This window comes from Mesorhizobium sp. L-8-10, assembly GCF_016756635.1.
Classification (GTDB): domain Bacteria; phylum Pseudomonadota; class Alphaproteobacteria; order Rhizobiales; family Rhizobiaceae.
Window position 1 is genome coordinate 4,354,700 of record NZ_AP023263.1, and the last position, 26,077, is coordinate 4,380,776.

The 26,077-nt window shown below is 64.8% G+C and carries 26 protein-coding genes; 10 read left to right on the plus strand and 16 right to left on the minus strand.

Annotated elements, in window-relative coordinates:
* Positions 1-167: 167 nt before the first annotated feature.
* Positions 168-350 carry a hypothetical protein gene (locus tag JN280_RS20055; protein WP_202304505.1) on the minus strand — a complete coding sequence of 61 codons (183 nt, stop codon included), beginning with the start codon at positions 348-350 and terminating at the stop codon, positions 168-170.
* 127 nt (positions 351-477) lie between these two features.
* On the opposite strand from JN280_RS20055, the gene JN280_RS20060 reads away from it, so the two are divergent.
* The gene (locus JN280_RS20060) at positions 478-1,377 is read left to right on the plus strand and encodes a LysR substrate-binding domain-containing protein (protein ID WP_202304507.1); all 900 of its coding nucleotides are present in this window, start codon (positions 478-480) and stop codon (positions 1,375-1,377) included.
* On the opposite strand, the gene JN280_RS20065 is transcribed toward JN280_RS20060, so the two are convergent.
* Positions 1,355-2,296 carry an alpha/beta hydrolase gene (locus JN280_RS20065; protein WP_202304509.1) on the minus strand — a complete coding sequence of 314 codons (942 nt, stop codon included), beginning with the start codon at positions 2,294-2,296 and terminating at the stop codon, positions 1,355-1,357. The genes JN280_RS20060 and JN280_RS20065 overlap by 23 nt on opposite strands.
* A 353-nt stretch (positions 2,297-2,649) precedes the next feature.
* A complete protein-coding gene (locus JN280_RS20070; RefSeq protein WP_202314912.1) occupies positions 2,650-4,674 on the minus strand; it encodes an ASKHA domain-containing protein in 2,025 nt (674 codons plus the stop codon).
* Between the two features lie 407 nt (positions 4,675-5,081).
* Here JN280_RS20070 and JN280_RS20075 point away from each other — a divergent pair, with 407 nt between their 5' ends.
* The gene (locus JN280_RS20075) at positions 5,082-5,378 is read left to right on the plus strand and encodes a GIY-YIG nuclease family protein (protein ID WP_244741789.1); all 297 of its coding nucleotides are present in this window, start codon (positions 5,082-5,084) and stop codon (positions 5,376-5,378) included.
* Between the two features lie 233 nt (positions 5,379-5,611).
* Here JN280_RS20075 and JN280_RS20080 read toward each other — a convergent pair whose 3' ends face one another.
* From JN280_RS20080 to JN280_RS20110, 7 genes are all read right to left on the minus strand, one after another.
* Positions 5,612-6,589, minus strand: coding sequence for a methyltetrahydrofolate cobalamin methyltransferase (locus JN280_RS20080; RefSeq protein WP_202304513.1), 978 nt, complete (start codon positions 6,587-6,589; stop codon positions 5,612-5,614).
* An 80-nt stretch (positions 6,590-6,669) separates the two neighbouring features.
* Positions 6,670-7,770 carry a methylenetetrahydrofolate reductase gene (locus JN280_RS20085; protein ID WP_202304515.1) on the minus strand — a complete coding sequence of 367 codons (1,101 nt, stop codon included), beginning with the start codon at positions 7,768-7,770 and terminating at the stop codon, positions 6,670-6,672.
* Positions 7,767-8,348, minus strand: coding sequence for a methylenetetrahydrofolate reductase C-terminal domain-containing protein (locus JN280_RS20090; protein WP_202304517.1), 582 nt, complete (start codon positions 8,346-8,348; stop codon positions 7,767-7,769). The genes JN280_RS20085 and JN280_RS20090 overlap by 4 nt, the downstream gene beginning before the upstream one ends.
* Positions 8,341-8,643, minus strand: coding sequence for a virulence factor (locus JN280_RS20095; protein WP_202304519.1), 303 nt, complete (start codon positions 8,641-8,643; stop codon positions 8,341-8,343). Before JN280_RS20095 ends, JN280_RS20090 begins: the two co-directional genes overlap by 8 nt.
* 162 nt (positions 8,644-8,805) lie before the next feature.
* The gene (locus tag JN280_RS20100; protein WP_202304521.1) at positions 8,806-9,462 is read right to left on the minus strand and encodes an exopolysaccharide biosynthesis protein; all 657 of its coding nucleotides are present in this window, start codon (positions 9,460-9,462) and stop codon (positions 8,806-8,808) included.
* 82 nt (positions 9,463-9,544) lie between these two features.
* Positions 9,545-10,123 carry a DUF4893 domain-containing protein gene (locus tag JN280_RS20105; protein ID WP_202304523.1) on the minus strand — a complete coding sequence of 193 codons (579 nt, stop codon included), beginning with the start codon at positions 10,121-10,123 and terminating at the stop codon, positions 9,545-9,547.
* Between the two features lie 51 nt (positions 10,124-10,174).
* Positions 10,175-10,807 (minus strand): DUF1638 domain-containing protein, encoded by a 633-nt coding sequence (locus JN280_RS20110; protein ID WP_202304525.1) that lies wholly within the window; start codon positions 10,805-10,807, stop codon positions 10,175-10,177.
* Positions 10,808-10,867: 60 nt separating this feature from the next.
* Here JN280_RS20110 and JN280_RS20115 point away from each other — a divergent pair, with 60 nt between their 5' ends.
* Positions 10,868-11,002, plus strand: coding sequence for an entericidin EcnAB (locus JN280_RS20115; protein ID WP_202304527.1), 135 nt, complete (start codon positions 10,868-10,870; stop codon positions 11,000-11,002).
* A 102-nt stretch (positions 11,003-11,104) separates the two neighbouring features.
* Here the strand turns inward: JN280_RS20115 and JN280_RS20120 are convergent, their stop codons facing one another.
* Positions 11,105-11,803 carry a corrinoid protein gene (locus JN280_RS20120; RefSeq protein ID WP_202304529.1) on the minus strand — a complete coding sequence of 233 codons (699 nt, stop codon included), beginning with the start codon at positions 11,801-11,803 and terminating at the stop codon, positions 11,105-11,107.
* 267 nt (positions 11,804-12,070) lie between these two features.
* Between JN280_RS20120 and JN280_RS20125 the strand changes: the two genes are divergently transcribed.
* Positions 12,071-13,645 carry a trimethylamine methyltransferase family protein gene (locus tag JN280_RS20125; RefSeq protein ID WP_202304531.1) on the plus strand — a complete coding sequence of 525 codons (1,575 nt, stop codon included), beginning with the start codon at positions 12,071-12,073 and terminating at the stop codon, positions 13,643-13,645.
* 92 nt (positions 13,646-13,737) lie between these two features.
* Positions 13,738-14,451: a hypothetical protein gene (locus tag JN280_RS20130; RefSeq protein WP_202304533.1), complete on the plus strand. Its 714-nt coding sequence runs from the start codon at positions 13,738-13,740 to the stop codon at positions 14,449-14,451.
* Here the strand turns inward: JN280_RS20130 and JN280_RS20135 are convergent.
* The gene (locus JN280_RS20135) at positions 14,448-15,308 is read right to left on the minus strand and encodes an SH3 domain-containing protein (RefSeq protein ID WP_202304535.1); all 861 of its coding nucleotides are present in this window, start codon (positions 15,306-15,308) and stop codon (positions 14,448-14,450) included. The genes JN280_RS20130 and JN280_RS20135 overlap by 4 nt on opposite strands.
* Positions 15,309-15,637: 329 nt before the next feature.
* Between JN280_RS20135 and JN280_RS20140 the strand changes: the two genes are divergently transcribed.
* The 3 genes from JN280_RS20140 to JN280_RS20150 all read left to right on the plus strand — a co-directional run bounded on the left by JN280_RS20140 (position 15,638) and on the right by JN280_RS20150 (position 19,126).
* A complete protein-coding gene (locus JN280_RS20140) occupies positions 15,638-16,372 on the plus strand; it encodes a dienelactone hydrolase family protein (RefSeq protein WP_202304537.1) in 735 nt (244 codons plus the stop codon).
* Positions 16,373-16,532: 160 nt separating this feature from the next.
* Entirely contained in the window at positions 16,533-17,093 is a 561-nt protein-coding gene (locus JN280_RS20145; protein WP_202314914.1) for an RNA polymerase sigma factor, read from the plus strand.
* 2 nt (positions 17,094-17,095) lie between these two features.
* Entirely contained in the window at positions 17,096-19,126 is a 2,031-nt protein-coding gene (locus JN280_RS20150) for a VWA domain-containing protein (protein WP_202304539.1), read from the plus strand.
* 132 nt (positions 19,127-19,258) lie between these two features.
* Here JN280_RS20150 and bmt read toward each other — a convergent pair whose 3' ends face one another.
* Positions 19,259-20,263 (minus strand): betaine--homocysteine S-methyltransferase, encoded by a 1,005-nt coding sequence (bmt, locus tag JN280_RS20155; protein WP_202304541.1) that lies wholly within the window; start codon positions 20,261-20,263, stop codon positions 19,259-19,261.
* An 86-nt stretch (positions 20,264-20,349) separates the two neighbouring features.
* A complete protein-coding gene (locus JN280_RS20160) occupies positions 20,350-21,189 on the minus strand; it encodes a helix-turn-helix domain-containing protein (protein WP_202304546.1) in 840 nt (279 codons plus the stop codon).
* A 220-nt stretch (positions 21,190-21,409) separates the two neighbouring features.
* Between JN280_RS20160 and JN280_RS20165 the strand changes: the two genes are divergently transcribed.
* Both JN280_RS20165 and JN280_RS20170 read left to right on the plus strand, forming a co-directional pair.
* Positions 21,410-22,414, plus strand: coding sequence for a fatty acid desaturase (locus tag JN280_RS20165; protein WP_202304548.1), 1,005 nt, complete (start codon positions 21,410-21,412; stop codon positions 22,412-22,414).
* Positions 22,415-22,478: 64 nt separating this feature from the next.
* Positions 22,479-23,276 carry a phosphate/phosphite/phosphonate ABC transporter substrate-binding protein gene (locus JN280_RS20170; RefSeq protein WP_202304550.1) on the plus strand — a complete coding sequence of 266 codons (798 nt, stop codon included), beginning with the start codon at positions 22,479-22,481 and terminating at the stop codon, positions 23,274-23,276.
* A 28-nt stretch (positions 23,277-23,304) separates the two neighbouring features.
* On the opposite strand, the gene JN280_RS20175 is transcribed toward JN280_RS20170, so the two are convergent.
* Positions 23,305-24,660 (minus strand): M24 family metallopeptidase, encoded by a 1,356-nt coding sequence (locus tag JN280_RS20175; protein ID WP_202304552.1) that lies wholly within the window; start codon positions 24,658-24,660, stop codon positions 23,305-23,307.
* A 66-nt stretch (positions 24,661-24,726) separates the two neighbouring features.
* Positions 24,727-25,947, minus strand: coding sequence for an IS4 family transposase (locus JN280_RS20180; protein ID WP_244741793.1), 1,221 nt, complete (start codon positions 25,945-25,947; stop codon positions 24,727-24,729).
* Positions 25,948-26,077: the final 130 nt, after the last annotated feature.

Consider the following 26,077-nt stretch of genomic DNA (forward strand, 5'->3'; position numbering starts at 1 on the left):
AATATCACAGCTGTGACAACGGATTAGTTTCGAATCTGACCTGATATGCGACGCACTCAAACGCGTCATGCGACAAATGCATAGCTTCGGGCGTTCCGCATCTGCGAAAAGATGCGCCTGCCGGAGGGTTGCAACCCGGCAGGCGCCCCGCTCGACGCATGTTCACCTCACTTGTCTCCGGCCCAGGAGCCGAGCGTCAACGGATAGTTGCGTGTGCGGGGACTGTCCGGCCAGCCGATGTCCTTCTGCACCTCGAGCGGGAGCGATCCGATGATGCGATAGGTACGCGCCTCGGCGCGGGCCACGCGCCACTCCTCGGCGAAGCGGCTCAATGCTGAATAGATCGACATGTCCTTTCTCCTCTGTCCGGCGGGCGGGCCATCTGTCCGTCCGCAGCTTGACTATCCCTCCGGATTGATGTTCAATCAATCGAAATGAAATGATCGTCTCAATCAAGAAAATTGAAGAGTGTCCGTGATGACCGCGCCACTGAACCATCCTCTGCCGCTGCTCGACCTGGATGTGCTGCGCACATTCGTCGCCATCGCCGAAACCGGCAGCTTTACCTCGGCAGCCAACGCCGTGTTCCGCACGCCGTCGGCTGTCTCCATGCAGATCAAGAAGCTGGAGGACATCCTTGGGCGCGCGGTCTTCTCGCGCGACGCACGCTCGGTCTCGCTGACGACCGAAGGCGAGATGTTGCTCGGCTATGCCCGGCGCATGCTGGCCATCAACCGCGAGGCGGTGTCGAAATTCATAGTGCCCGACATCACCGGCGTGGTTCGGCTAGGTTCTCCCGACGATTATGGCGAGCGGGTCCTGCCGCACGTGCTTAAGCGCTTTGCGCAGTCGCATCCTTCGATCGCGGTGGATGTCGTCATCGACCAGAGCAGCAACCTGCGCCGCCGCATGGACGACCGCACGCTCGACATCACGCTGCTCACCAACTCCTTCAAGGTGAGCATGGAGGGGACGGAGATCCTGCTCACGGAGCCGATCGTCTGGGCCGGCGCGAAGGGCGGCTGTGCGCATCTGCGCGAGCCGCTTCCGGTTTCGCTGTGGGAAGAAGGCTGCGCCTGGCGCGCCGGTGCGCTGGAGGCGCTCGGGCGGGAAGGGCGCAACTATCGGGTCGCCTATATGAGCGCCCACACGGCCGGGCAACGCGCCGCCATCTTGGCCGATCTCGCGGTCGCGCCGCTGCCGAAATCCTTCCTCGGCTCCGAGATGGTCGAACTCACGCCCAAGGACGGCATGCCCGACATCGGCACCTACAGCCTTGCCATGATCGTCGCGCCCGACGCCATCCCCCCGGTCAAGGCCGCCGCGGACCACATCCGTGCCGCGTTCGAGGTGTTCAGGGAGACGGGGCGGTTCTGACCGGGGCCGGCGTCGACTTTCCGGCCCCGCCGATATCGCCAAGGAAGGTGACCATGCGGTCGCGCGCGCGGCGGGCTTCGGGCATGTCGATCAGCGGCCAGACATGGATCATGCCGGGCTCCGAAACGAGATCCACATCGATGCCGGCGGCGCGCGCACGCTCGGCGAAGATAAGGCTGTCCGGATTGAGGATGTCGCGCGTCCCGGTGAAAAGCAGCGTCCTGGGCAACACTGACAGGTCGCCGTAGAGCGGACTGATGCGCCAGTCCGTCCGCTCGATGCCGGCACTGTAGAGGCGGACCGCCTCGAGCCCGCCTGGTATCCCCAGCCACGGATCGATGCGCTCGACCGCGTGCACGGCGGGGTTGGCGAGCGTCATGTCAAGGCCGGGCGAGATCAGCACATGACGGGCGGGCGCCGGCAAGCCCTCCCGAACCGCCATCATGGTCAACACCACGGCCATGTTGCCGCCTGCCGAATCTCCCATGAAGACGATGTCGTTTTCCGGCGTCTCGTCGAGCATGCCGCGATAGACTTCGCCGACCATGCCGAACATGGCGTGAAAATCATGCTCGGGCGCCAGCGGGTAGACGGGAACCGTGATCCGCGCCCCGAGCCTCTCGGCCATCTCGGCGATCAGAGCCCAGTGAAATTTCGTGATTTCAAAGACATAGGCGCCGCCGTGAAGGTAGAGAATCCGCATGTCGCCAAACGTCTTCGGGGTAACCTCGTAGACCGGGAACCCTTGGACCTCGCGGCATGTCGTGGTGATCCGGGCCGCGATCTTCGGCGGGGGCCGATGGTCCTGCGTCCGGCGCGAACGGGCTATCCAGCGATGCAGCCCTTCGGGGCTGGTGAAGGCTTTCTTGCGGCTGTGCTTGAGGATGAAGGCGACGAAATGGCTTTTCAGGCTCGGCATGCAGTTTGTTCCATCGGCGCGGGATCTGCGGCTGTGGCGGGATCGCCGAGCCTGACTGACCTGTCGGGAAAGTCAACCGCCCCCCGGCGGATGGCTAGCCCCTCCGGCAAGCAGCGCCACCGGATTGGTCTCCGGTGGCGCCGAGCGCCCTGCCCAATGGCAGCCCCCGCCATGGTGCCCACGGACGCTGAGGTCGAGAATTAGCCAGTTCGAGGAAACAGCTTTCTGTCACGATGATGGGGCGGCCGTGTATCCGGACGATTGCGGCAGGGCACCAACCTTGGCCGTTTCTGTTACCGGGCTGAAACATTGGCGCGCCGCCATCGCGGAACTCCAAGCCTCGCTGGGTGCCGTCAACCTCTGCGCCGCGCCGCCCGTTCTTCGCGCGAGCGCCGGCGCGGCGCTCCGTCGCCGGGCTCGCCCGTCTCGGTTGCCGCCTTGCGTAGCGGAAGCTTCACCTGCTCGGTGAGCTTCGGGAATGGATCGACCTTGTTCGGCAGCGCCATGGCGTTGACGAAGAGTTGCTGGAAGTTGGGTTCGAGCGCCGTCTCGATCTTCTCGATGCGCGCGACTTCCGTCTCGATCTCGCGGCGATGGTTGCGGTTGAGCAGCGCCATGAGCGCCCCGGTGCCGGCCGCATTGCCGACCGCCTTCACGTCCGAAAGATCGCAGTCGGGGATCAGGCCGAGAACCATCGCATATTTCGGATCGATGAACGAACCGAATGCGCCGGCGAAGCGGATGATGTCGACGTGATCGATGCCCTGTTTTTCCATCAAGAGCTTCACGCCGGCATAGAGCGCTGCTTTGGCAAGCTGGATGGCGCGAACGTCGTTCTGCGTGACCGTGATGCGCGGTTCGCCGTCGCGAAGCAGGTAGGAGAAGGTGCGGCCGTTCTGGATGATGCGTGGGCTTCTTTCGGCGAGCGCGCCGTCGACGACGCCGTCTTCGGAGATGATCCCGGTGAGATACATCTCGGCGACGACCTCGATGATGGCGGAACCGCAGATGCCGGTGACGCCTGTCGCGGCGGCAGCGGCCTCGAAGCCTTCCTCGTCGGACCACTTGTCGACGCCGATGACCCGGAACTTCGGCTCCAGCGTCTCGGGATCGATGCGCACGCGCTCGATCGCGCCGGGGGCAGCGCGCTGGCCGGAGGAGATCTCCGCGCCTTCGAAGGCGGGTCCGGTCGGCGAGGAGGCCGCCACCACGCGCGTGCTGTTGCCGAGCACGATTTCGGCATTGGTGCCGACGTCGACCAGCAGCATCATCTTGTCCTGGCGATATGGGCCTTCCGACAGCGTCGCGCCGGCCGCGTCGGCGCCGACATGACCGGCGATGCACGGGAGCATGTAGAGGCGCGCGCCGCGATTGACGGCAATATCCACCTCATGCGCCCAGTACTGCAGCGAGCCCGAGACGGCGAGCGCGAAGGGAGCCTGGCCGAGTTCGGTCGGGTCGATGCCGAGGAACAGATGGTGCATGATCGGATTGGCGACGAAGACACAGTCGAAGATGTCTTCGCGATTGACGTCGCCTTCCGCGCAGACCTTGCCGATCAGCGTGTTGACCGCCTCGCGCACCGCCTTGGTCATGGCCTCGCGGCCGTCCGGGTTCATCATCACATAGGACACGCGGCTCATCAGGTCTTCGCCGAAGCGGATCTGCGGGTTCGACGTGCCGGAGGAGGCCGCGATGCGCCCTGAGAGCAACGACACCAGATGCATCGCGATCGTGGTCGATCCGATGTCGCAGGCTATGCCGTAAGCTTCGTTCTTCAGCCCCGGGAACAGGCCGATAATGAAGGGGCGGGAGGTGTCCATATCGCGATGGATGGCAGCGGTGACGCCCCAATTGCCCTTGCGCAGGATCGACTGTACCTGCGGGATCAGGTGCGGGGCGATCAGCAGGTCCTTCCAGCCCCAGTCCTTCTCCAGCATTGCCTTCAGCCGGTCGAGATCGCCGAGCGGCTTGTGCATGTCCGGCTCGTCCACTTCGACATAGCAGAGCTGGACGGCGGCGTTGCGCTCGATCACGCGGTCGGTCGCCGCCTTGCGCACGACCTGGGCGTTGATGACCGTGTCCTGCGGCACGTCGACGACAAGATCGCCCTCGACCGTCGCCGAGCAGGAGAGGCGGCGGCCTTCCGGCAGGCCGCGGACGCGCTCGTAACGCTCTTCCTTTGCTCCCTTGGGAGATATGTGCTCGAGCGAGGAGACGATCTTGTGCTTGGCGAAATTGCCTTGCTGCACCTCGATCTGGCAACGTCCGCAGGTGGCGCGCCCGCCGCACACGCTCTCGACATAGACGCCGAGGGAACGTGCCGCGTCGAGGATGGGCGTGCCTCTCGGGAACCGCCCGCGCTTGCCTGACGGCATGAACAGGACGAGCGGGTCGGTGATGTTGGGGGGAGGGTTCAATTTGGTGCCTCCTTCGAGGCTCGCTTCGCTCGCTCCTCAAGGTGAGGAAGGTCGGCGCGTTTTATTTTGTCCTCAAGGCGAGGAGATTGGCTCGCTTTTTTTGGCCGAGGGTACGGGAGTGCGTCCTTCGAGGCTCGCTTCGCTCGCACCTCAGGATGAGGAAGGTGTGCGCTTCTTGATCCCATCTCAGGATGGGGGAGTGCAGTGTGCCGACCGTCCTCATCCTGAGGTGCGAGCGAAGCGAGCCTCGAAGGACGCACCAGATCGTTGAAACGCCGACACGTTGTCATTCGATGCGTGCTCGTGGCAGAATTTCTCCTGGAAGCTGGGCGAGTTTCCAAGGGGGGAGCCTGATGCCGTTTGAGATGACCGTCTACATTCTCCGCTGCGCTGACGATTCCTACTATGTCGGGTCGACCAAGCAGGCTGTCGAGGCACGCGTTTGGGAACACAACAACCTGCCTATCGACGGCTACACCACGAGGCGGCGCCCCGTTGAGCTCGTGTTCACGGAAACCTACGACCGCATCACCGATGCGATCGCGCGTGAGCAGCAGCTGAAGGGATGGTCGCGACGCAAGAAAGAAGCGCTTATCGCGCTTGCCTACGAATCTCTGCCGGAGCTTTCTCGTCGTGGCTACCTTGTCGCCAAGGCCCCTTAGGCTGTTCAGCAAATAAGGTGGTGGGTCCTTCGAGGCTCGCTTCGCTCGCTCCTCAGGATGAGGGAAGTTGCGGCCCGGCATTTTGGATCCGCCAACCCTAGATGTTGGGAGCAACCCTACCGTCGTCCTGACTGTTCGGACGGGCCGAGTTCTCCAAGTAGCGGACGCAGTGCGCCTTCCGTCCTCATCCTGAGGAGCGAGCAAAGCGAGCCTCGAAGGACGCACCACTTCATCTACCCTCTCGCCAGCCGCGCCTCGCGGCCGCCGCGGCGCCGTCCGCCGTTGCCGGCGGCGGCGTCGCCGGGCGTGTTGACCGCGACCGGGGCAGGGGCTGCATGGCCGCCTTCGGCCGGTTTGTAGTCCTTGTAGGTCTTGATCCAGGTCGTGCAGTGCTCGTCCGTGCCGGCCAGGACGTTGGCGCCGCGCACTGCTTCCATTTCCTGGGGGCGGCAGGGATTCATGATGGCGCTGGTCATGCCGGCGCCGATCACCATGGGGATGAAGGCCGCGTTGATGCCATGGCGGTGCGGCAGGCCGAAGGAGATGTTGGACAGGCCGCAGGTGGTGTTGACCTTCAGTTCCTCGCGCAGGCGGCGAAGCAGCGCGAAGACCTGGCGGCCGGCGTCGCCCAGCGCGCCGATGGGCATCACAAGCGGATCGACCACCACGTCATGCGCCGGGATGCCATGGTCGGCGGCCCGCTCGACGATCTTCTTGGCCACGGCGAAACGTACGTCCGGGTCCATAGAGATGCCGGTCTCGTCATTGGAGATCGCCACGACGGGCACGTTGTATTTCCTGACCAGCGGCAGGATCGCTTCGAGCTTCTCCTCCTCGCCGGTGACGGAGTTCACCAGGGGCCGGCCCTTGGCGACCTTCAGCGCGGCCTCGATGGCGGCTGTCACCGAGCTGTCGATCGACAGCGGCAGGTCGACGAGTCCCTGGACGATCTCCAGCGTCCGGACGAGCAGCGCCGGCTCGGTCGCGTTGGGGTCCACGGCGGTCACGCCGGCATTGACGTCGAGCATGGTGGCGCCGGCTGCTGCCTGCTCCAGCGCGTCCTTGCGGACCGTGTCGAAATTGCCTGCCACCATCTCGGCCGCCAGCTTCTTGCGGCCGGTCGGGTTGATGCGCTCGCCGATGACGCAGAACGGCTGGTCGAAACCGATGATGATTTCCTTGGTCGCCGAGGCGACGATGGTACGGGTCATTATCCTCTCCGTGGGATATAAAGATTTCTTTATATCGTTGTCTGGGCCCTATCAAGCAAGCTGCGCCGCCTGACACTCACTCAATGCGCGGTCTTCACCATGTCGATCTGGGACTCGGTAACGTTGTCATGCAGGATGTGGTCGAGCCGCTGGGCGACCACATGGTCGTCGCTGCGCGGTTCGCGCTTCCAGGGCCTTCGCCCTTTCAGCACGCCCGATTCGTCGACGATCTCGGCGACATATTCCTCCTGGCGGTAGGCCATCACATGGATGCCGGAAACGCCCTGGATCTCCTTCACCTCGTTGATGATGTCGATCGCCAGCTTCTTGCCTTCCTTCTTCTGGTCCTGCGCGCCTTCGAGCCGCTCGACCACCGCATCGGGGATGTGGATGCCCGGCACGTTGGAGCGGATCCAGCGGGCGGTTCTGGCCGATGCCAGCGGGCCGACGCCGACCAGGATGAAGCACTTCTCGGCATAACCGAGGTCGCGCACGCGCTTCATGTATTCGCGGAACATCGGCACGTCGAAGCAGTACTGGCTCTGTACGAACTGTGCGCCGGCGGCGATCTTTTTGCCCAGCCGGTAAGGCCGGAAATCGTAAGGCGGCGCGAAGGGGTTGATGGCGGCGCCGAGGAAAAGCTGGGGCGGCGTGGTCAACTTGCGGCCCGACAGGAATTTGCCGTTGTCGCGCATGATACGGACGGTCTCCAGCAGCGACATGCAGTCGAGGTCGAAGACGGGTTTCGCCCCGGGCTGGTCGCCTGCCTGCACGCCGTCGCCGGTCAGGCACAATATGTTGCCCACGCCCATGGCTGCCGCGCCCAGCACGTCGCCCTGTATGGCGATGCGGTTCTTGTCGCGGCAGGCGATCTGCATGATCGGCGCATAACCCATGCGGGTCAGCAGGGCGCAGATGCCTACCGACGACATGTGGCAGTTGGCGCCCGAGGCGTCGACCGCGTTGATGCCGTCGACCCAGCCGTCGAAGATCCTGGCGCGGTTGTAGACGTCTTCCGGGTCGGCGCTGTCCGGCGGGTTGAGCTCGGTCGTGACCGCGAACTCGCCGCGACGCAGCACCCGTTCCAGCCGGCCGCGCGAGGAATGGCCGGGCAAGGGTTCAAGCGGCAGGTGTATGCCTTCCGGATTCTCGTCGCGCTGGGGAGGGCGTTTCTCGATCATGCCGCGGTCCTGGCCTTGTCCTTTTCCGCGGCGGCGAGCGCGGTGACGCGCAGCCAGGCCGAGGTCTCGCGCAGTGACTGGTCGACCGGCTTCTGCACTGCGAGGATGTTGTCGCCATGGACCATGTTGCGCGACCCTTCCCAGGCCTTCACCCAAACGCAGGGCATGTCGGGCTCGACCTCGCAATTGCCATTGGCCCGCACACCGCCGCAGGGGCCGTTGCGCAACTGCTTCGGGCAGTTCATCGGGCAGGACATGCCGGTCGAGGAGAGCACGCATTGGCCGCACATGCGGCAGTCGAACATCAGGCCTTTGACCCGCTTCTCGACGAACGTCACCGGTCCTTCGACGCGCGCATAACCGATGCCCTTCCACAAGGGATGGAGCAGCAGGAACATGTCGGCGAAGTGGCCGTAGAACCATTCGAGCAATCGCGAATGCCGCACGGACCAGAGCCGCATCGTGTAGCGGCGCTGCACGCGCCTCTGCGGCGAGACGTCAGCCGGCTTGTAGTCGGATTTGGGCGCCGCCTTCTTGACGAGCGTCGCCTGGGTCACCATCGGCTGGGTATCAGACATCTTCCTTGCCGCCTGCCTTGACCAGGGCGACCAGCCGCTCCCGGTCGTATTTCGCATCGAGCGCCTGAAAGGCCTTCTCCGCCTCCGCTTCGAGATCGTCGCCGACAGGCACGGGGTCGGCCTTGCGCCATTCGGCGAGATAGGCGTCGGTATCGCCGGCGCCGGTGCGCATGGCGCACATGTCGATCGCCTCGGTGAATCGCAGCGGCAGTTCGCGCTTGGCGCTCTGCCGGCCCTTCTTCACGATGACCTGGGCGGGGATATCACGCCAGTAGACGACAATGAGATCGGCCATTTGCTGCTCGTTTCGCTGTTTGTCGGAGCATTGCCGCAACGGGCCATGGCCCGCTTCTCATCGGACGACGCGGGTGCATTCAAAAGCGACGCGCGACAGTATCGCAAAAGGCAAATCCTGCGGCGTTCCGAAGTCTGGTGGCGAGGCGAGCCGATGGTCGGGCTAGAACATCCAGCCGAGCGCGGCGTGGGTGGCGACGCCCGCGGCGCCGACCACGAAGAAGGTCACCGCGAGCGCGGCGATGCCGACCGCGCCGCCGATCGCGAGCAGGATGCCGTCGCGCTCGACCAAAGAGAGGCCGAGCAGCGCGGTGGTGCAGGCCGGCAGCCAGTTGCCGAACGGGATCGGCAGCGTCACCACGATCGCCATTATGAGCGCGACGAAGCCGACGACACGCTCGCCGCGGCGCCGCCAGAACGGCCAGTAGCGAGGGCGGATCACATCTTCCAGCCGCACCAGCCGTGGCACCGCCCAGTCGATGACCGTGCGGAACTGCTCGGCCGAGATCGATCGGTTCATCACGAAGCCGGGCAACCAGGCCCGCCGGCTGCCCAGCGTCATCTGCGCGGCCACGATGACCATGGGCAGGCCGAGCACGGCCGAAGCGCCGGGCGGCAGCGGGATCATGTTGAAGGCGGCGAAAAGCACCAGCAGGGCCGCGAAGCTGCGGTCGCCGAGGCCGTCGCGGATGCTCGCCAGAGACACGCGACCTTCAGCCTCGCGGGCGATCTTTTCGAAGATCTGCGACAGGCGTCGAGGTCGACGCCGTCGCGGCGCGCCTATCCCGTCGCCTTCATGTCCGGCGATCTCCTGCCTCATGCAGTGCTGCCCCAGCCCCGATTTCCCACGCGATGCCTGCTAGCCTCACTATGCGCGCGGCCGGTTAAACCTTGATGACGGGTCAGCGCCTGAACTCCAGCACATCGAGCGTGGATTCATATTCCGGCAGGGGCAGTTCGATGCGCCATTCGCTCGGGCCGGTGCGGACGGCATAGCCGACCTGATCGCTCTCACGGCCGCTCCCATAGGGTTTGGCGGGGTCTCCGGCCACGTAGAAGGAGCCGAGATAGATGAGACGCGTGTCGCTTTCGGTATAGAAGCGCCCCTTGGTGCGTTGCGAGCCCGTCAGCTTCTCCAGCATCCAGCCGGAGCCGTCGTCGGTCACCTTGCACTTGAACCAACCATAGATCACCAGCGCGCCGAGCCCGCCGACCTTGACTGTGCGGCACTGCCAGTTCCCGGTCATATCGAAATCCGAGAAGGAGATTGGGGGCTTCGCCAGTATCTGGTCGAGAACGGCCACGTCTTGTGCGCCGCCGCCGGCCTTCGCCTCGGCGATGGCCTTGGTGCGGGCCGCCTCGTAACCGGCGAGCCGGGTCTTGTCGGCCGCGGTCATGATCTTGTCGACGACGCCGTCGGCGGCCGCGGGCAAGGGGACGAATGCCAGCAGCGCGGCGAACAGGCGGGTTCGGAAATCCATGCTTTGCCTCCGGGCGTTGGGCTGACGAAAAGGCCGTCGGCCCCTCGCTCGTCACCTCACCGCGGTGGCGGCCCGGTCGAGCGCCCTGGTCAGATCGCCATAGCCCGTCGACCTGCGCTCATAAGCGAGGCCCAGCATCTTTGCCGCATCTTCCGCCACCTTGTCGAGATCGGGGTCGTCCGTCTGCGCGAGAAAGACCAGCTTTTCGTAGTTGCCGAAATAGTCCTTCGCGAGTTCCGGATGCCGGTCGAGCCCTAGCGGCTTGATGAAGAACGCCTCGAACTGCCGGCACAGGAAGTCGGTCATATAGAAGACCAGCATATCGGCATCGCCCTGTGCCTCGAAGGCGGCGAGGCCCTGATAGAAGGCGAAGCAATGGGGGCCGGCAATCCGTTCCACGCCATGCTTTTCCAGGACGCGATCGAGCAGCCCGCCGGTACCGCAATCGCCGTAGCCAACAAAGACATGCTGGAACCCCTCGGCCCTGGCTTCGGCTATCGCCGTCTCCATGGCCGCCGGAATCCGGTCCGGATAATAGTGCAGTTCGGCCGGCAGGCATTTGAGATCGAGATGGTCGAGGCCGAGCTTCTCCTTAACCGCCAAAACCTCGCGGGCAATCATGCCGCAGGCAATGACGCGCAGGTCTCCCGATCTGCGCGCCATGCCTTTGCCGCTTGCCTTCATCGAACTACTTTCGTACTGCCGCATTTCTCAATCTGAGCATATTCGCGAGGAGAACCGATGATGAGACTGTCCAGACTTGTCCCGATCGCCGTGATCGTCTCGGCATTGGCGCTTTCATCCTGCGCGAACACGGTTCGCGGTATCGGTAAGGATGTCAGGGCTACTGCAGACGCGGTCGCGGATTCAGTCGAGTAGCAGAGTGCGATCAAGTCCAAGTGCGGCATCGGGGCACCGCGCCTCGTTCGACAATTCCTAGCGGCGCGCGTCTGACGGAACGCACGCCGCTTGGTTTCAAAGTCAGGCCGAAGCGCGCAGATTATGCTTGCGATTGACGAAGTCCTTGGCTGTTTCCACCGCAACTGCGGCGTCGCGGCAATAGGCGTCGGCGCCGACGGCCCTGCCGAACTCCTCGTTGAGCGGCGCGCCGCCCACCAGCACGATGTAGTCGTCGCGAATGCCCTTTTCCTTCATCGTATCGATCACGACCTTCATATAGGGCATGGTCGTGGTGAGCAGCGCCGACATGCCGATGATGTCGGGCTGGTGCTCCTCGATGGCGTTCAGGTAGTTCTCGACCGGGTTGTTGATGCCGAGGTCGATCACGTCGAAGCCGGCCCCTTCCATCATCATGCCGACGAGGTTCTTGCCGATGTCGTGGATGTCGCCCTTCACGGTGCCGATCACCAGCTTGCCCTGCTTGGGTGCGCCGGTGGCGGCAAGCAGCGGACGCAGGATGGCCATGCCCGCCTTCATGGCGTTGGCCGACAGGAGCACTTCGGGGACGAACAGGATGCCGTCGCGAAAGTCCTCGCCGACGATGCGCATGCCTTCGACCAGCGCCTCGGTCAGCACCTTGTAGGGCAACCAGCCGCGATCGAGCAGGATCTGCGTGCCTTCCTCGATCTCTTCCTTCAGGCCGTCATAGAGGTCGTCATGCATCTGCTGGACAAGCTCGTCGTCGGACAGCTCGGACAGGATGATCTCGTCGTCGGACATGAAGGGCTCCTCGGTGCCGCTTTGAAGGACGAAGTAAACGTAAGGTCTCGACCCAATATCTATTCGCAAGCCGTTCGTCGCCATAGCTGATTTGCGACTTCCTGCAAAACGAAAGCGACCGGAAGGCCGACGGGGAAGCCAGTGGTTTTCTTGTCGATTTTGCGACACGGCTTGGCGCTGGCGGGCCGTTTCATCTAGGGTGCATGACTACGATCCCGGCAGTGGCCGCGGGCATCGGCCAAGCCATGTTTTCTAGGGAATACGACGATGGAACAGAAGTCGGCAGCCGATCAGGAAGCCACGGGCGGCAGGCGCGGCAGAGGCGATCGCGGCGGCGCTGCTGCGCGGCGCGCGGCCCGTTCGGGTGGCGGGCCGGGCCAGTCGCTCACCTATATCCGTCGCAAGGTCAAGGTCTACGAGGTGCTCGACGAGGACGGGCTCGCCCTGATCGAGAAAAACGCCGACACCGTGCTCGAAGAGATCGGCATCGAGTTTCGTGACGATGCCGAGGCCCTTGCCCTTTGGAAGGAGGCCGGCGCCGATGTGAAGGGCGAGCGTGTGCATTTCCCGCGCGGCCTGCCGCGATCGTTGCTGAAGAGCGCGCCGTCCGTCTTCACGCAGCATGCCCGCAACGCCGAGCGTTCGGTGCAGATCGGCGGCAACGCGACCGTGTTCGCGCCGGTCTACGGCCCTCCCTTCGTGCGCGATCTCGACGGCAATCGCCGCTATGCCACGATCGAGGATTTCCGCAATTTCGTAAAGCTCGCCTACATGGCGCCGTCGATCCATCACTCGGGCGGCACCTTGTGCGAGCCGGTCGACGTGCCGGTGAACAAGCGCCATCTCGACATGGTCTATTCGCATATGCGCTATTCCGACAAGCCGTTCATGGGGTCGGTCACGGCGCCGGAGCGGGCGGAAGACACCGTGGCGATGGCGAAGATCCTGTTCGGCGAGAAATTCGTCGAGGAAAATACCGTCATTATCAACCTGATCAACGCCAACTCGCCGATGGTCTTCGACGAAACCATGCTCGGCGCGGCTAAGGTCTATGCCCGCAACAACCAGGCGACGATCATCACGCCCTTCATCCTGGCCGGCGCCATGAGCCCGGTCACCGTGGCAGGCACTCTGACGCAAGTGTTGGCCGAGGTGCTGGCGGGCGCGGCCTTCACCCAGTTGATACGGCCGGGTGCGCCGGTTCTGTTCGGCACTTTTGCATCCTCGATCTCGATGCAATCGGGTGCGCCGACCTTCGGCACGCCTGAGCCGTCGCTGGTTTCCTATGGCGCCGCGCAGCTCGCCCGGCGCCTCGGCCTGCCGTTCCGCACCGGCGGCTCGCTTTGCGCATCCAAGGTTCCGGACGCGCAGGCCGCCTATGAGAGCGCCAACACGCTGAACTCCACCATCCTCGCGGGCACGAATTTCGTGCTGCACGCCGCCGGCTGGCTCGAGGGAGGGCTCGCATCCTGCTACGAGAAGTTCATGATGGACATCGATCAGCTCGGCATGCAGCAGAAATTCGCCGAGGGCGTGGACCTCTCGGAAAACGGCCAGGCGATGGACGCCATCCGGCAGGTCGGCCCGGGCAGCCATTTCCTCGGCTGCGACCACACCCAGGCCAATTTCCAGACGGCCTTCTACCGCTCCAGCATCGCCGACAACAATTCCTACGAGCAATGGCTGGCGGAGGGGGAAAAGACGGCACCGCAGCGCGCCAACGAACTCGCCCGCCGCTGGCTCGAAAGCTACGAGGCGCCGGCGCTCGACCAGGGTATCGACGATGGGCTGAAGGACTTCATCGCCAGGAAAAAGGAGTCCATGCCCGACGCCTTCACGTGAAGGGAGCCCGTGTCAGGCCGGGCTAAAGTGGCCGCGATCATCCATAAGGAAGTCTGGCGGAGTGCGTTCTCCGACCGGGGAGGGCGATAGCCTTGTCCGAGTGGGGAGGGACCGGCGAGGGCCTGCCGGGTGAAATCGCCTCGGCGCTTTCCGGCCACGGCCTCATTCTGCGCGGTGGCTTCGTGTTCGGCGAAGACGAAGCCAGGCCGCAGGGGCTATCAGGCGCGCCGGCGACCGCGGTGCTGCTCGTCGGCCAGGCCGGGGCAACCCATTGGCCGCATTTCCTGCGCTGGCGGCAGAGCCGGTCACGAGAGATTGCCGACCCGCTCGACAGCTGGAGCCGTGAGGCCATAGGCGCGGTCGCAGAGTTCTTCGGTGCGCGGGCGGTGCTTCCGTCGGACCGCCCCTATCTGCCGTTCCAGCAATGGGCGATGCGCGCCGAGGGGCTGAAGCCGTCACCGCTCGGAATCCTCATGCACCCGGACTATGGACTGTGGCACGCCTATCGCGGGGCGCTGCTGTTCGACGTCGAGGTCGCGATCGAGGCACCTCGCAATCCGATTCATCTTTGCGATCTATGTGTCGGAAAACCTTGCCTTAGGTCCTGCCCGGTCGATGCCCATTCCGAAGCCGGTTTCGCTTATGGCGACTGTCTTCGTCACGTCAGATCGCCTTCCGGCAACGCTTGCTTGACCGGGGGCTGCCTCGATCGCAACGCGTGCCCGCACGGACAGGGCCATCGTTACCCGGCGGAGCTCCAGGCCTTACACATGGCCGCCTTCGCAGGGGCAGCCGAAGAATTCTAGCGCCCGCCTCTGTTGGGATCGGTCCGGGTGGGCGCCACGATCTTCGGCTTGTTCTCCGCCGATTTCTGGGGCTGCGCCTGGGCGCTTGGCTGGCCGACGAAGCCCTTGTAGACGAAGCCGCGCCGGCCCTTGTAGACGACCTCGCACCAGGCCTTGCAGGCGACGATCCCGACGGAGGCATTGTCGGGGATGACCGCGACCACGGTGGCGCCGTTGGCTGCGCGGGCGCGCATCTTCACCGCGCTGGTGACGACGGCTGTGCTAGACGGCGCAGCACCGGTCGCGGCGGCGCCGGCAGGGGCTTTCCTTGGTGCCGGCCGCGCCTCGGCAGCCGGCTCGTCTGGAGTGATCGCTGCGGTCCGGGTCTCGTCCGGGACTTCAGGCGTGACCGGCGCTTCCGGCAGCGGTTGAGCCGCGGGTGGAGAGACGAGCGTCGCCGTATTTTCACCACCTGGCTGCATGGCCAGTGCGGCCTGGACGGCGGATGCAGCTGGAACCGTGGGGGCGAGCGCTTCGCCGACCTGTGCGCCGGAGGCGGCCGGAATCGGATCGTGTGCCGGGGTCAAGGTCTTCGCCCAGCGTGGGTCGTTCCCCTCCAGCGCTTCGACGTCGGATGAGATCGCTGCCAGCCCGGCCCGGGCTACCTGGCCCGATGCCGTGGTGTTGGACGCCATGCGCGCGTCGCGCTGGGGGCCCGCTGCTGGTGGCCGGGGCGCTGCGGCCTCCGGGCTTGTATCCTCGGCGGCCATCGCCGCGGGCACGGCCGCAGCGCGGATGTCACCGGCGGCAGCGGGCGGATCGGCGAACGGCGCAGTGAACAACGCGGCCAGGGCGCCGAGGCCGGCGAGTGCCGCCATCCCGGTCGCGCTCAGGATAAGGCGTTGCTTCCGAGGGGGCTGGCTTTTTTCGGTGGGCTTGCTCCGGCGCGCCGCATCTTCGTGATAGGGCCGGGCCGCTTCCCCTGTGAACGGGCTCTTCAACTTACTCTCCACGCAAGACCGTTGTCTCACACCCCGCCAGTCGAGGGTTCTGCCGCGCGAATGTGGCGTTGCTGCGTCGAGATCGCGGCATTTATAGAAAATTTACCATTGCTGAGACGACGACAATCGCAAGGATGCACCTTGTGCTTGCCCCGCCTGCCGTCGACAGGCGACAAGACCGCAGTGGAGAGTCGAGGGAGCCCGCAATGACCAGGAAGGACATCGAAATCAGGACCGGGGACGGCGTGGCGAAAGGCGTCCTGTTCGGCCAGGCGACAAACGGGGCCGGAGTCATCCTCTACATGGATGCCTTCGGCCCGCGCCCCGCGCTCGACGCAATGGCGGAGCGGCTGGCGGGCGAGGGTTGTCTGGTGCTCGTGCCCGACCTCTTCTACCGCTTCGGGGCCTATGGCCCCTTCGATGCCAGGACCGCGTTCGGCGACGACAAGAAGCGGGCTGAACTGATGGCGCTGATCGGCGGGACGACGCAGGCCATGACCCAGGCCGATACCGCTCACTTCATCGCCGCGCTCACCGACGCAGGCGCGCACGGACGGCTGGGCGCGGTCGGTTACTGCATGGGTGGAGGGCGTGCGCTCAATGCGGCCGCCGCCCATCCCGATCGCATCGTTGCCGCGGCGAGCTTCCATGGCGGCAATCTCGCGACCGACGCGCCTGACAGCCCGGCGAACAATGCGGCGAAGATCAAGGCGCGGGTTTATGTCGGGGTCGCCGGCGTCGACCAGAGCTTTCCGCCCGAACAGTCGGCGAAGCTCGCCGAAGCGCTGCGCCGCGCCGAGGTCGACCATATCATCGAGAACTACGTCGGCATGCGCCATGGCTGGGCGGTTCCGGACCATGGCGTCTTCGACACGGCGGGGGCCGAAAGGCACTGGAAACGATTGACGACACTTTTCGCCGAGACGCTCCCCGCGAAGTAGCCGCCGACGCCGGACATGCCGGTCGCTTTCGTGAGGACGCAGCGTCCGGCGCCGCAAATGGTTGGCCGGCGAGGTGGGCGCCCACGCCGACATCACGGAACGGACTTTTTTGACCGAGCGCCCAAGGAATGACGACAAGCTTTCGTCCAACAGGCAAATGATGGCGACGATGCTGGACGAAGGCAGCGCGTCCGATGCCGATCTGGTCGGTTTGGCGCGCGAGGGAGACAGGCAGGCTTTCGGCGAACTCGTCGAAAGGCACTACGACTTTATCCATCGCGTCGCCTGGCGATGGTGCGGCAACAGCACCGACGCCGAGGACATCGCGCAGGAGGTCTGCGTGCGGCTCGGCAAGGCGATCAGGACCTTCAAGGGAGAGGGCGCGTTCACGACATGGCTCTACGCCATGACCTTGAACGCCGCTCGCGACATGAGGCGCAAGACGGTGCGCGAGGCGTTGAAGGCTGAAGCCTTCGGTGTTCACGCATTGATCTCCGGCGAGATCGCGCCCGTGCCGGACAGCGCGGCCGAGCGGCTCTGGGCGGCGGTCCGGCAGCTTCCCGACAAGCAGCGCGATGCCGTGCTGCTGGTCTATGGCGAAGGCCTCAGCCACTCGGCCGCGGCCGATGTGATGGCCTGCGCGGAAACGACGGTGTCCTGGCACGTCCATGAAGCGAAGAAGCGGCTGAAGGTGCTGATGCGCCATGCCGGGGAAGAGTGACCATGGTCAACGACAACGAACTCGATCTGCTGCGCACGATCTCCGTGCCGACGCCCGAGGCGAAGGCGCGTGCGCAGGCGCTTGAGGCGGCGCTTGCCGCCTATGACGGCAACCAGAATAGTTCGGAGGCGGCCCAAGGATCGGCCGCGAAGCTTCGTCTCATCGAGCGAGCAAGCAAGCTCTGGAGAGAGATGATGCAGAAGAAATTGGTTGCGACACCAGCAATCGCCGGTCTCGTGGCGTTGCCGATCGCCGGCTATGCGGCCTTCCATATCTTGAAAGAGAGCCCCTTCGTGCCGGCGGATGTGGCCGAGCAGACCACGTCGGAACCCCGGGAACAGGCGCTCGCCCGGCCCGCCCAGGTGAAGCGTGATCTCGATGCGGAGAGCAGGCAAGCGGTCGCCGAACTGCCGGCGCCGTCGAAGCCCGAGGCAGGTCCGGCGGAGATGGCGAACCAGGAGGCCGCGCCGGCCGATACTCTGGCGTCGGCGCCCGTGGTTCAGAGCGGCAATCGAGCCTTGTTCGCGCCCAGCACGGCGGTAGGAAAGATGGCCGTCCGCGAGATCGCGCCCGCGCCCGATATGCCGTCGCCGAAAGCGCAGGGCCGCGACCGGTTCGAGGCGTTCAAGTCCAACCCGATCCATTCGGCGGCGGAGGATCCGGTTTCGACCTTCTCCATCGATGTCGACACCGCCTCCTATTCCTTCGCGCGGCGTTCGCTGAAGGAGGGAATCCTGCCGGACCCCGACAGCATCCGCGTCGAGGAGATGATCAACTATTTCCCCTACGACTGGAACGGCCCCGAGGACGCCTCGACGCCGTTCAACACGACGGTCTCCATCATGCCCACGCCCTGGAACGAACACAGCAGGCTCATGCATGTGGCGATCAAGGGCTACGACGTGAAACCGGTCGAGCGGCCGAAGGCCAATCTCGTCTTCCTCATCGACGTGTCGGGCTCGATGGAGGAGCCCGACAAGCTTCCGCTGCTGCAGTCGGCTTTCCGCCTCCTGGTCGGCAAGCTCCAGCCCAATGACACGGTGTCGATCGTCACCTATGCGGGCGAGGCCGGGACCGTGCTGGCGCCGACCAAAGCGTCGGAGCGCGAAAGGATCCTGGCAGCGATCGACGATCTCCGCCCCGGCGGATCGACGGCAGGAGAAGCGGGCATCAAGGAAGCCTACCGGCTCGCCGAGCAGTCATTCGTGAAGGGCGGCGTCAACCGGGTCATGCTGGCGACCGACGGCGACTTCAATGTCGGACAAAGCGACGACATGGAGCTCAAGCGGCTGATCGAGGAGAAACGCAAGTCGGGCGTCTTCCTGTCGGTGTTCGGTTTCGGGCGCGGCAACCTCAACGACCAGATGATGCAGGCGATCGCCCAGAACGGTAACGGAACGGCGGCTTATGTCGATACGCTTGCCGAAGCAGAGAAGGTGCTCGTGCAGGAGGCCGGCTCGACGCTCTTCCCGATCGCCAAGGATGTGAAGATCCAGGTCGAGTTCAATCCGGCCAAGGTCTCGGAGTACCGGCTCATCGGCTACGAAACGCGGGCGTTGAACCGCGAGGAATTCAACAACGACCGCGTCGACGCCGGTGAGATCGGTTCGGGCCATTCGGTCACCGCCATCTACGAGATCACGCCGAAGGGAGCGCCGCAGATAGTGGACGACCTGCGCTATGGCGCGGCGTCGACCGCCAATCCGGGCGGCATCCGGAACGCGGACGAATATGCCTTCGTGAAGATCCGATACAAGGCGCCCGACGGCGATATAAGCAAGCTGATCACGACCCCGGTGACGGATGCCGACGCGGTAGCATCCTTCGATGCGGCCGGCGTCGACCAGCGCTTCTCGGTCGCGGTCGCCGCCTTCGGCCAGAAGTTGCGCGATGCCGATCAGCTCGCGTCGATGTCCTGGGAGCGCATCATTGAATTGGCCGGCGCCGCGCGCGGTTCCGACCCCTATGGCTATCGCGCGGAGTTCCTGTCGCTGGCGAGGCTCGCTTCGGCACTGTCAGGCGGAAATCGCTGATACGGCGAGGTTCCTGCGGCCAGAAAGCAGAGCGGCGACGAACCTGGTCCGTCGCCGCTCAATTGTTTAGGGATGAAGAACAAGTCGCCGGGGCAGGCTTCCGCAACGGAGCTGCGCCACGAAGGCTGAGGGTCAGGCCCTTGCGCGGCGACGCTCGCGGCGTGGTTCGCCACCGTCTGCTGCCGTCTTGTTGCGCAACGGTCCGATGTATTCCACGATTGTTTCGAGGGTGGGGCGGCTCGCCTTGGTATGGGCGTCGAGCGCGTGGCGCATCGCTGCCAGATGCGCGAAAGACGTGCCGCAGCAGCCGCCGATGATCCTGGCGCCGCCGTCGACCGCGAGGCGCACATAGTCCGACATCAGTTCGGGGGTGCCGGAATAGTGGATCTCGGATCCACGGAATTCCGGGATGCCGCAATTGCCCTTGACGATGACGGTCGCCTCCGGCTTGGCAGCCGTCATGTCGAGCAGCGAAGCCAGGATGTCGGCCGCGCCCACGCCGCAATTGGCGCCGACGCCGATCGGGGCGGCCGAAAGGCCTTCCGCCACGCCGTGGATGTCCTTGGGCAGCAGGCCCATCATGGTGCGGCCGGCGGTGTCGAAGGAACCGGTATAGGTGTAGGGCAGGCCGACGCGGATCGCGGCTTCCGCCGCAGCGCGGATTTCATCCGGCGCGGACATGGTCTCGATCCAGGCGACCTCGGCGCCGCCGGCCTTGAGCCCTTCGATCTGCTCGGCGAAGGCCTCGACAGCCTCTTCGTAGGTCAACGCGCCGAGCGGCACCAGCAGTTCACCGGTTGGGCCGACGGAGCCGGCCACGATGACCCTGCGGCCTGCCTTGTCGGCCACCGAACGGGCGATTTCGGCCGCACGCTTGTTGAGCTCGTGCACGCGATCCTGCGCATGGTGCAGCTTCAGCCGGTGGCGGGTGCCGCCGAAAGAGTTGGTGAGGATGATGTCGGCTCCGGCGTCTACGAAACCCTGGTGCAGGGCGGCGATCTTCTCGGGCGCCGCCTCGTTCCAGAGCTCGGGCGCCTCGCCGGCCTCCAGGCCCATGGCGAAGAGGTTGGTGCCGGTTGCGCCGTCGGCCAGAAGCACGCCCTTTTCCGCAAGGAGCGCATCGATTGGATTGTTCATCGGGAGATTGCCTTAGCTCAAACTGAGATAAGCATATAAAGAAGTCTTTATATGTAGTCAATGTCCAGGGTTGGGAAAACGACGGTTCAGCGGGTCACGGCCAATGAAGCGGCGAAGGACGCAGCCTCATGCGCGTTGACGTCGGCAGCGCGGATCAGATTGTCGAAATGCCTGGTCAGCGTATGGATCGGCTGCGTGGCGTTCAGCACGAGATACATGTCGCCGACATAAATGGCGGCACGCAGTGACCCGAAGATCGTATAGGGGATCGAATAGCGCATGCGCCCGTCATAGAGATAGAGGCGGAAGCTCGGATAGAGATCGTCCAGCAGCCGGGCCATGTGAGCGAGTTGTTCGGCGCGGAGATCGGCTGGAAAGCGGTCCCACACGCCGAGGCCGCGCGCGAAGATATCGAGCGTGTGGCGCGGCATGCATACTTCCATGTCGGTCTCGGGCCGGCGGCTGTAGTCGATGCGGTATTGCGTCTCGCCGAGTTGGGCCTCGCGGCTCTTGTTCGAAATGCCTGCCTCATAGTCGATCAGCGCATCGGTTCTCAGAAGGTCAGGGATGCCGGCCGGCACATAGCGGATCTTGGTGCCCGCAGCCTCCGCATGCCACTTGGCGATGAGCGTACGCTCGAAGCCGCCGGAGGCCTCCTCGATCTCGAGGCTTTCCCTGATCTCGCCGGTCAGGCCTTCGTCCTGGCTGAGGCCGAGCAGCCAGTCGAGCGAGACCTTGTGCTCGGAAGCTATGTTGAGCAGCGTCTCGGCCCGGGGCAGGCGGGTCGAGGTGCCTGAGAGGAGCTGGGACAGGGCCGACCGGTCTATGCCGACCTCGGCCGCGAAGGCGGACTGATTGACGCCGGCGCGCTGGATGAGGGTCTTGAGTCTCTCACGGAAGACACTTGAAAGATCGCGCTTGTCCACGTGTGCTCGCCTCCAGGAAAAAAATACCGGGATTGGTCGGAATACCGACTAAGGAGGAGCATCGGAATCCTCCCAAGTGTTTACAACACACAACATCTGTATTCCAAGCAGCGCAATATAAACATTTTATGCGCATTGTCGCATTGCACGCAACGAAAGCTCCTGACACCATGCTGTCAGTAACCAATGATTCCAGCAGTTTAGCGCGATCACCAAGGGCATGGGCGAAGCAGGCAGACGGCGGGCGCCGACGATAGAATGGCCGACAGTCTTGTTGGTCGTGGGTTGCTACGGCACCTGGGCCGCAACGGGTTTCCTGGTCTGGCCGCACCATCCGATCATCGCCCTCATCGCGCTCACGCTGACGTTGACGCTGCAGTCGTCGCTGATGCACGAAATCGTGCACGGGCATCCCACCCGCGATGCGCGCGTCAACGAGGCCTTCGTCTTCCTGCCGATCGGTCTGGTCTGGCCGTTCCGACGCTTCAAGAACCTGCATCTGCGTCACCATGCCGACGAAAGGCTGACCGACCCGTTCGACGATCCCGAGAGCTATTACAGGGCGCTCTGGCAGCATCACGACCTCCCGAAGACGATGAAGCAGCTGCTCAGGGCAAACAATACCATGGTCGGGCGATTCCTGGTCGGACCCTGGTTGTCGAGCATCGGCTTCGTCATCGGCGACTTCAAGCTGGCCGTCGAGGGCGACCGCGCCGTACGCCAGGCCTTGCTGCTGCACTGCGTCGGGCTCGCGCTCGTCGTGCCAGTGATCGTCTTCGGCTTCGGCATACCGCTCTGGCTCTATGTGCTGGTGCCGGTGTGGATCGGCCAGTCGCTTATTTCGATCCGCACCTACGCCGAGCATCAATGGTCCGAGCATCCCGAGGGTCGCACCATCATCGTCGAGCGCTCGCCGCTGTCCGTCCTGTTCCTCAACAACAATCTGCATTTCGTCCATCACAAGAACCCGACAGCGGCCTGGTACGACCTGCCCCGGCTGTTCCGCGAAAGGCGGGAGGAATGGATCGCCCGCAACAAGGGCTATGTCGTCCCCAGCTATCTCGCGCTGCTGAAGGACTATGCCTTCCGCGCCAAGGAACCCGTCGTGCACCCGATGCTGCGGCGAGCGCCCGAGACGGGGCGGGCCTTCAAGCCGCGCATCAGGGCGCGCACGGTACACGGCGCCGGCACTGCGCCGGTGCCGGCCGAGCCGCCGAAGGAGTGAGGGCGCCTCCCTCCGGCAGGTCGCTTCTCTTGCCATCTGCCCGCGGGCCGATTGATATCCTGCCATGAACGAGTTCGTCGTCGCGCTTCCCATGTATGAATGGCCCGAGACCCGGCACGAAACGGATGCCGAGTGGGCGCGGCTCCGCGCGGCGTTCCGCGAGGCCGGAATCGCGGCGCCGGAACCTCTGGTTCGGCGCAACGCCGACCTTCCTCCCGTGCCGGGCGGCATCCGCGACGCGAACGGGAACCCGCTCGCGCCCGATCCCGCAACCTTGCCGCCTGATGAACTCGATTTCCATGCGCTCTGGCTGCATCCACGACTGCTCTTCACCCAGACCTGCTGGGGGCCGATGGAACTCGGGCTGCAGGACCACGTCGCTGTCCTCGGCCAACCGAGCTATGGCAATATGGAAGGCGGGCAGGGTGCCCTCTATTCAAGCGCGATTCTGATGCTGCGGGGAGCCGGGCCGAGAATGCCGGCGCCGGCCGATGGCCAGCCGTCCATCCCGCTCGATCTCATGCGTGGAAAGCGGCTCGCCTACAATGGCAATGATTCCATGTCGGGGATCATCGCACTCACCCGCGATCTCGGGGCATCGGGCGAGAGCCTGGACATCTTCTCGGAGCGCATCGCGACTGGTGCCCATCGTGCCTCGATCGTGGCCGTCGCCGACGGCCGGGCCGACGTCTGCGCCATCGACTGCCGGAGTTGGGACATGGCGCTCCGCCATGAGCCGCGCGCCGCCGACGTCGAAGTGGTGGGCTGGACGGGCAGGCGCAAGGGCCTGCCCCTGATCACGTCGAGGTCGACGCCGCCTGATGTCGTGGCTGCGTTGAAGCAGAGCCTCAGGCTGACATGAGCGAGCTCAGTCTTGATATGAGCGAAGCTCAGTCAGACATGAGCCGCGGGTCGAGCGGGTAGGCCGACAGCTTCTCGTTGCCGTTTTCAGTGATGAGCACCTGCTCCTCGAGCTTCACGCCCTCGTGTCCGCCGAGCCGGCCGATATAGCTTTCGACGCAGAGCACCATGCCCGGCTCGAGCACGCCATCGGGCGTGTCGTCGGTCCAGTCGGCCGCATGCGGCAAAGTCGGATATTCATCGGCAAGGCCGACGCCATGGTAGAGCACGCCGTAGCGTGTCGCGAAGCAGTCAGGTGGCGGAACGCGCGAACGCTCGGCCAGGTCGCGGAACGTCGTGCCCGGCTTCATCAGTTCCGTGTTCTGGGCGATCTGAACGGCTGCGATGCGGAAGAGATCACGCTGCTCCTGCGTCGGGCCGACGTCGCCGCAGAGCCAGGTCCGCGAGAGATCGGCGCAGAAACCGTAGGGCCCGATCAGGTCGGTATCGAAGGCGACGAGGTCGCCCGCCTCGATGATCCGCGACGAGCATTCCTGGAACCACGGATTGGTCCGAGGGCCGGAGGACAACAGGCGTGTCTCGATCCATTCGCCGCCGCGGGCGATGTTGCCGCGGTGAAGCTCGGCCCAAAGCTCGTTCTCCGATATGCCTGGCCGCAATGCGGCTTCCATCTCGGCCATGGCCGCTTCGCACGCAACGATGGCGCGGCGCATGGCGAGCAGCTCGTCGGGCGATTTGATCAGCCGGGCACTCTCCATCACCGCCTCGCCATTGCCGATCGCGATGCCCAGGCGCGCGAGCTCGGATACGCCCTCGGGGTCGAGATGGTCGACCGCGAGGCGCCTGTTACCGCCGCCATGCTCCTTCACGAGATCGGCGATGCCGCCTGCCCAGCGTCGGACACGCTTATGAGTAAGTTCGCCGCCATAGAGAAAAAGCCATGGGACGGCCGGGCGAACCTCGTCGACCACACCTGTGTGATCGGAGAGATGCTCGCACGAAAAATAGTCGAACAGCACCACCGGGCCGTCCGTGGCGACGAAACAATGCCGCGTCGGATTATGCGCCACCCAGGACTGCATGTTGGTGGCGTCGGTGGCGTAGCGGATGTTGATCGGATCGTAGAGCAGGGCGCCGGCATAGTCGCGCCGCCTGAGTTCAGCCCGGATGCGTTCGAGCCGATAGCGGCGCATCGCTGGCAGATCGGGCGCGGCGATACCGGCGGCGCGCCATTCGGCTTCCGCAACGGCGCCGTAGCCCAGGACGTGCTGGTTGAGCCCCGCAGCCTTGTCGCGCGAGGCCTGCCGAAGCGCCTCGATCGAGCCCGGCTCGAAAGGCATGATCTTGCGGTGGCGGCCGAAGGTCGAGCGCGGGGCGTCGTTCATGGAAGCGCCCTGCCGCCAGTACCCCCCTCTGGCCTGCCGGCCATCTCCCCCTCAAGGCTACGAGATTCACACATCTCGGAGGGTCCAGCCATGCTTGATTGCGTGGAATTTGGTGAGGCCTCTGAGCATGACGATGGGGCCGGGCTTTCCGTAATATCCGGTCCATCCACCGAGCCGTGCGAAGACCCAGGCAGCGAAGGCCAATGTGCCTTTGGGATGGGGGTTTTTCTGCTTCTGGGTCTTTCCCTCAAGGCTGTGGCTGACGCGTTCGAGCACCGGTTGGTCGTCGGGATCGAAGGCGTCGCTGAGCGGCCGCTCGAGCTTGCCGTCGCGCTCGGCAACGAGTTGCATCACCGTGACGGCGGCGATGAGGGTTGCTGTTACGAGCTTTTCCAGCGGCCCGCCCTCCTGCTGGCGAAGCGCCTCGATGTCAAAGCCCTTTGTCTTGGTGGTCCGAAACAGCTGCTCGATGGTCCAGCGCAGACGATAAAAGCCGATGATGCGCCGTGCATCGGCCAGATCGGTGACCTGATGTGTTGTGAGCAGCCGCCAATGCGCCGGCTCCTGGCCGTGCGGCGGATCGATTTCGCGGGCATCGACCATGCTGAGCGTGACGGTCTTCGGCAGCACCCGGGTTCCCGCCTGGGCTTTGCGGTTCCTGGGCCTTGCGATCTCGACACGGCCGAAGCGCACGCCGAGAGTGGCCGTGCGGGCCTTGCGGCCCGGAATGGCCGGCAACGCGACCGTCATCTGCCCGGCTTCGGGCCAGCTCTCTGCGGCGGCAAACAGATGGGTCTCGTCGGCCAGAAGCCGGTCCTGCGCGGCCCGTACCAGCTTCTCGACATGGTCCGGCTTGAAGGCGAAGCACTCGTAAATGTCCCCCTCGCGGTCCTCGACGACCGTCACGCAGGTCGCGCCGGCGTCCCACAGCCGGCGCGCGCTTTCGGCGCCGTCGAGCCAGCGCCGGCTGTCCTTGTCCGCGAAGTCCCGTTTGGTGCGCGTCGCCTTCACACCACCGCGGCGATCCAGAAAGAACGCATCGACAAGGCCCAACACAAAGCCGCTGGTCGCATCCGCGGCAATCAGCGGGTGCACGGACAGGCCGATGCCTTTTTCGTCCACCCGAACAGACGTCGTGTCCTGGATCGCCAGCACATGACGGCCACCAACTTGCAAGCACGTGCGGGCCGAGGCCGTCTCCAGCATCGCGCCGACCGTCACCTTCGGGTTGTGCAGAAAGCGCGTGATCCGCATCTCGCCGGAGCGGCCGCCGCCCAGCGCGCGCACGCTGCTCCCCCAGCCACCCGCCGACACCAGCCGCTCATGCAAAAAAACCCCGCATCTTTCAGGCGAGCGTCTCCGAACTCCCCAAAACCAAGGTCCATCTGCCTCTCCATCAGCCGAATCACAGCAACAG

What these genes read in the sequence shown, in the direction of transcription:
- JN280_RS20080 (WP_202304513.1), bottom strand. Translation starts at nt 6,589, where the DNA reads ATGACCCGTACCATCGTCGCCTCGGCGACCAAGGAAATCATCATCGGT.
- JN280_RS20065 (WP_202304509.1), bottom strand. Translation starts at nt 2,296, where the DNA reads ATGCCGAGCCTGAAAAGCCATTTCGTCGCCTTCATCCTCAAGCACAGC.
- JN280_RS20125 (WP_202304531.1), top strand. Translation starts at nt 12,071, where the DNA reads ATGGAACAGAAGTCGGCAGCCGATCAGGAAGCCACGGGCGGCAGGCGC.
- JN280_RS20090 (WP_202304517.1), bottom strand. Translation starts at nt 8,348, where the DNA reads ATGTCTGATACCCAGCCGATGGTGACCCAGGCGACGCTCGTCAAGAAG.
- JN280_RS20100 (WP_202304521.1), bottom strand. Translation starts at nt 9,462, where the DNA reads ATGAGGCAGGAGATCGCCGGACATGAAGGCGACGGGATAGGCGCGCCG.
- JN280_RS20115 (WP_202304527.1), top strand. Translation starts at nt 10,868, where the DNA reads ATGAGACTGTCCAGACTTGTCCCGATCGCCGTGATCGTCTCGGCATTG.
- JN280_RS20145 (WP_202314914.1), top strand. Translation starts at nt 16,533, where the DNA reads ATGGCGACGATGCTGGACGAAGGCAGCGCGTCCGATGCCGATCTGGTC.
- JN280_RS20060 (WP_202304507.1), top strand. Translation starts at nt 478, where the DNA reads ATGACCGCGCCACTGAACCATCCTCTGCCGCTGCTCGACCTGGATGTG.
- JN280_RS20135 (WP_202304535.1), bottom strand. Translation starts at nt 15,308, where the DNA reads ATGGCGGCACTCGCCGGCCTCGGCGCCCTGGCCGCGTTGTTCACTGCG.
- JN280_RS20140 (WP_202304537.1), top strand. Translation starts at nt 15,638, where the DNA reads ATGACCAGGAAGGACATCGAAATCAGGACCGGGGACGGCGTGGCGAAA.
- JN280_RS20075 (WP_244741789.1), top strand. Translation starts at nt 5,082, where the DNA reads ATGACCGTCTACATTCTCCGCTGCGCTGACGATTCCTACTATGTCGGG.
- JN280_RS20085 (WP_202304515.1), bottom strand. Translation starts at nt 7,770, where the DNA reads ATGATCGAGAAACGCCCTCCCCAGCGCGACGAGAATCCGGAAGGCATA.
- JN280_RS20070 (WP_202314912.1), bottom strand. Translation starts at nt 4,674, where the DNA reads ATGCCGTCAGGCAAGCGCGGGCGGTTCCCGAGAGGCACGCCCATCCTC.
- JN280_RS20120 (WP_202304529.1), bottom strand. Translation starts at nt 11,803, where the DNA reads ATGTCCGACGACGAGATCATCCTGTCCGAGCTGTCCGACGACGAGCTT.
- JN280_RS20110 (WP_202304525.1), bottom strand. Translation starts at nt 10,807, where the DNA reads ATGAAGGCAAGCGGCAAAGGCATGGCGCGCAGATCGGGAGACCTGCGC.
- JN280_RS20105 (WP_202304523.1), bottom strand. Translation starts at nt 10,123, where the DNA reads ATGGATTTCCGAACCCGCCTGTTCGCCGCGCTGCTGGCATTCGTCCCC.
- JN280_RS20170 (WP_202304550.1), top strand. Translation starts at nt 22,479, where the DNA reads ATGAACGAGTTCGTCGTCGCGCTTCCCATGTATGAATGGCCCGAGACC.
- JN280_RS20055 (WP_202304505.1), bottom strand. Translation starts at nt 350, where the DNA reads ATGTCGATCTATTCAGCATTGAGCCGCTTCGCCGAGGAGTGGCGCGTG.
- bmt (WP_202304541.1), bottom strand. Translation starts at nt 20,263, where the DNA reads ATGAACAATCCAATCGATGCGCTCCTTGCGGAAAAGGGCGTGCTTCTG.
- JN280_RS20175 (WP_202304552.1), bottom strand. Translation starts at nt 24,660, where the DNA reads ATGAACGACGCCCCGCGCTCGACCTTCGGCCGCCACCGCAAGATCATG.
- JN280_RS20095 (WP_202304519.1), bottom strand. Translation starts at nt 8,643, where the DNA reads ATGGCCGATCTCATTGTCGTCTACTGGCGTGATATCCCCGCCCAGGTC.
- JN280_RS20165 (WP_202304548.1), top strand. Translation starts at nt 21,410, where the DNA reads ATGGGCGAAGCAGGCAGACGGCGGGCGCCGACGATAGAATGGCCGACA.
- JN280_RS20150 (WP_202304539.1), top strand. Translation starts at nt 17,096, where the DNA reads ATGGTCAACGACAACGAACTCGATCTGCTGCGCACGATCTCCGTGCCG.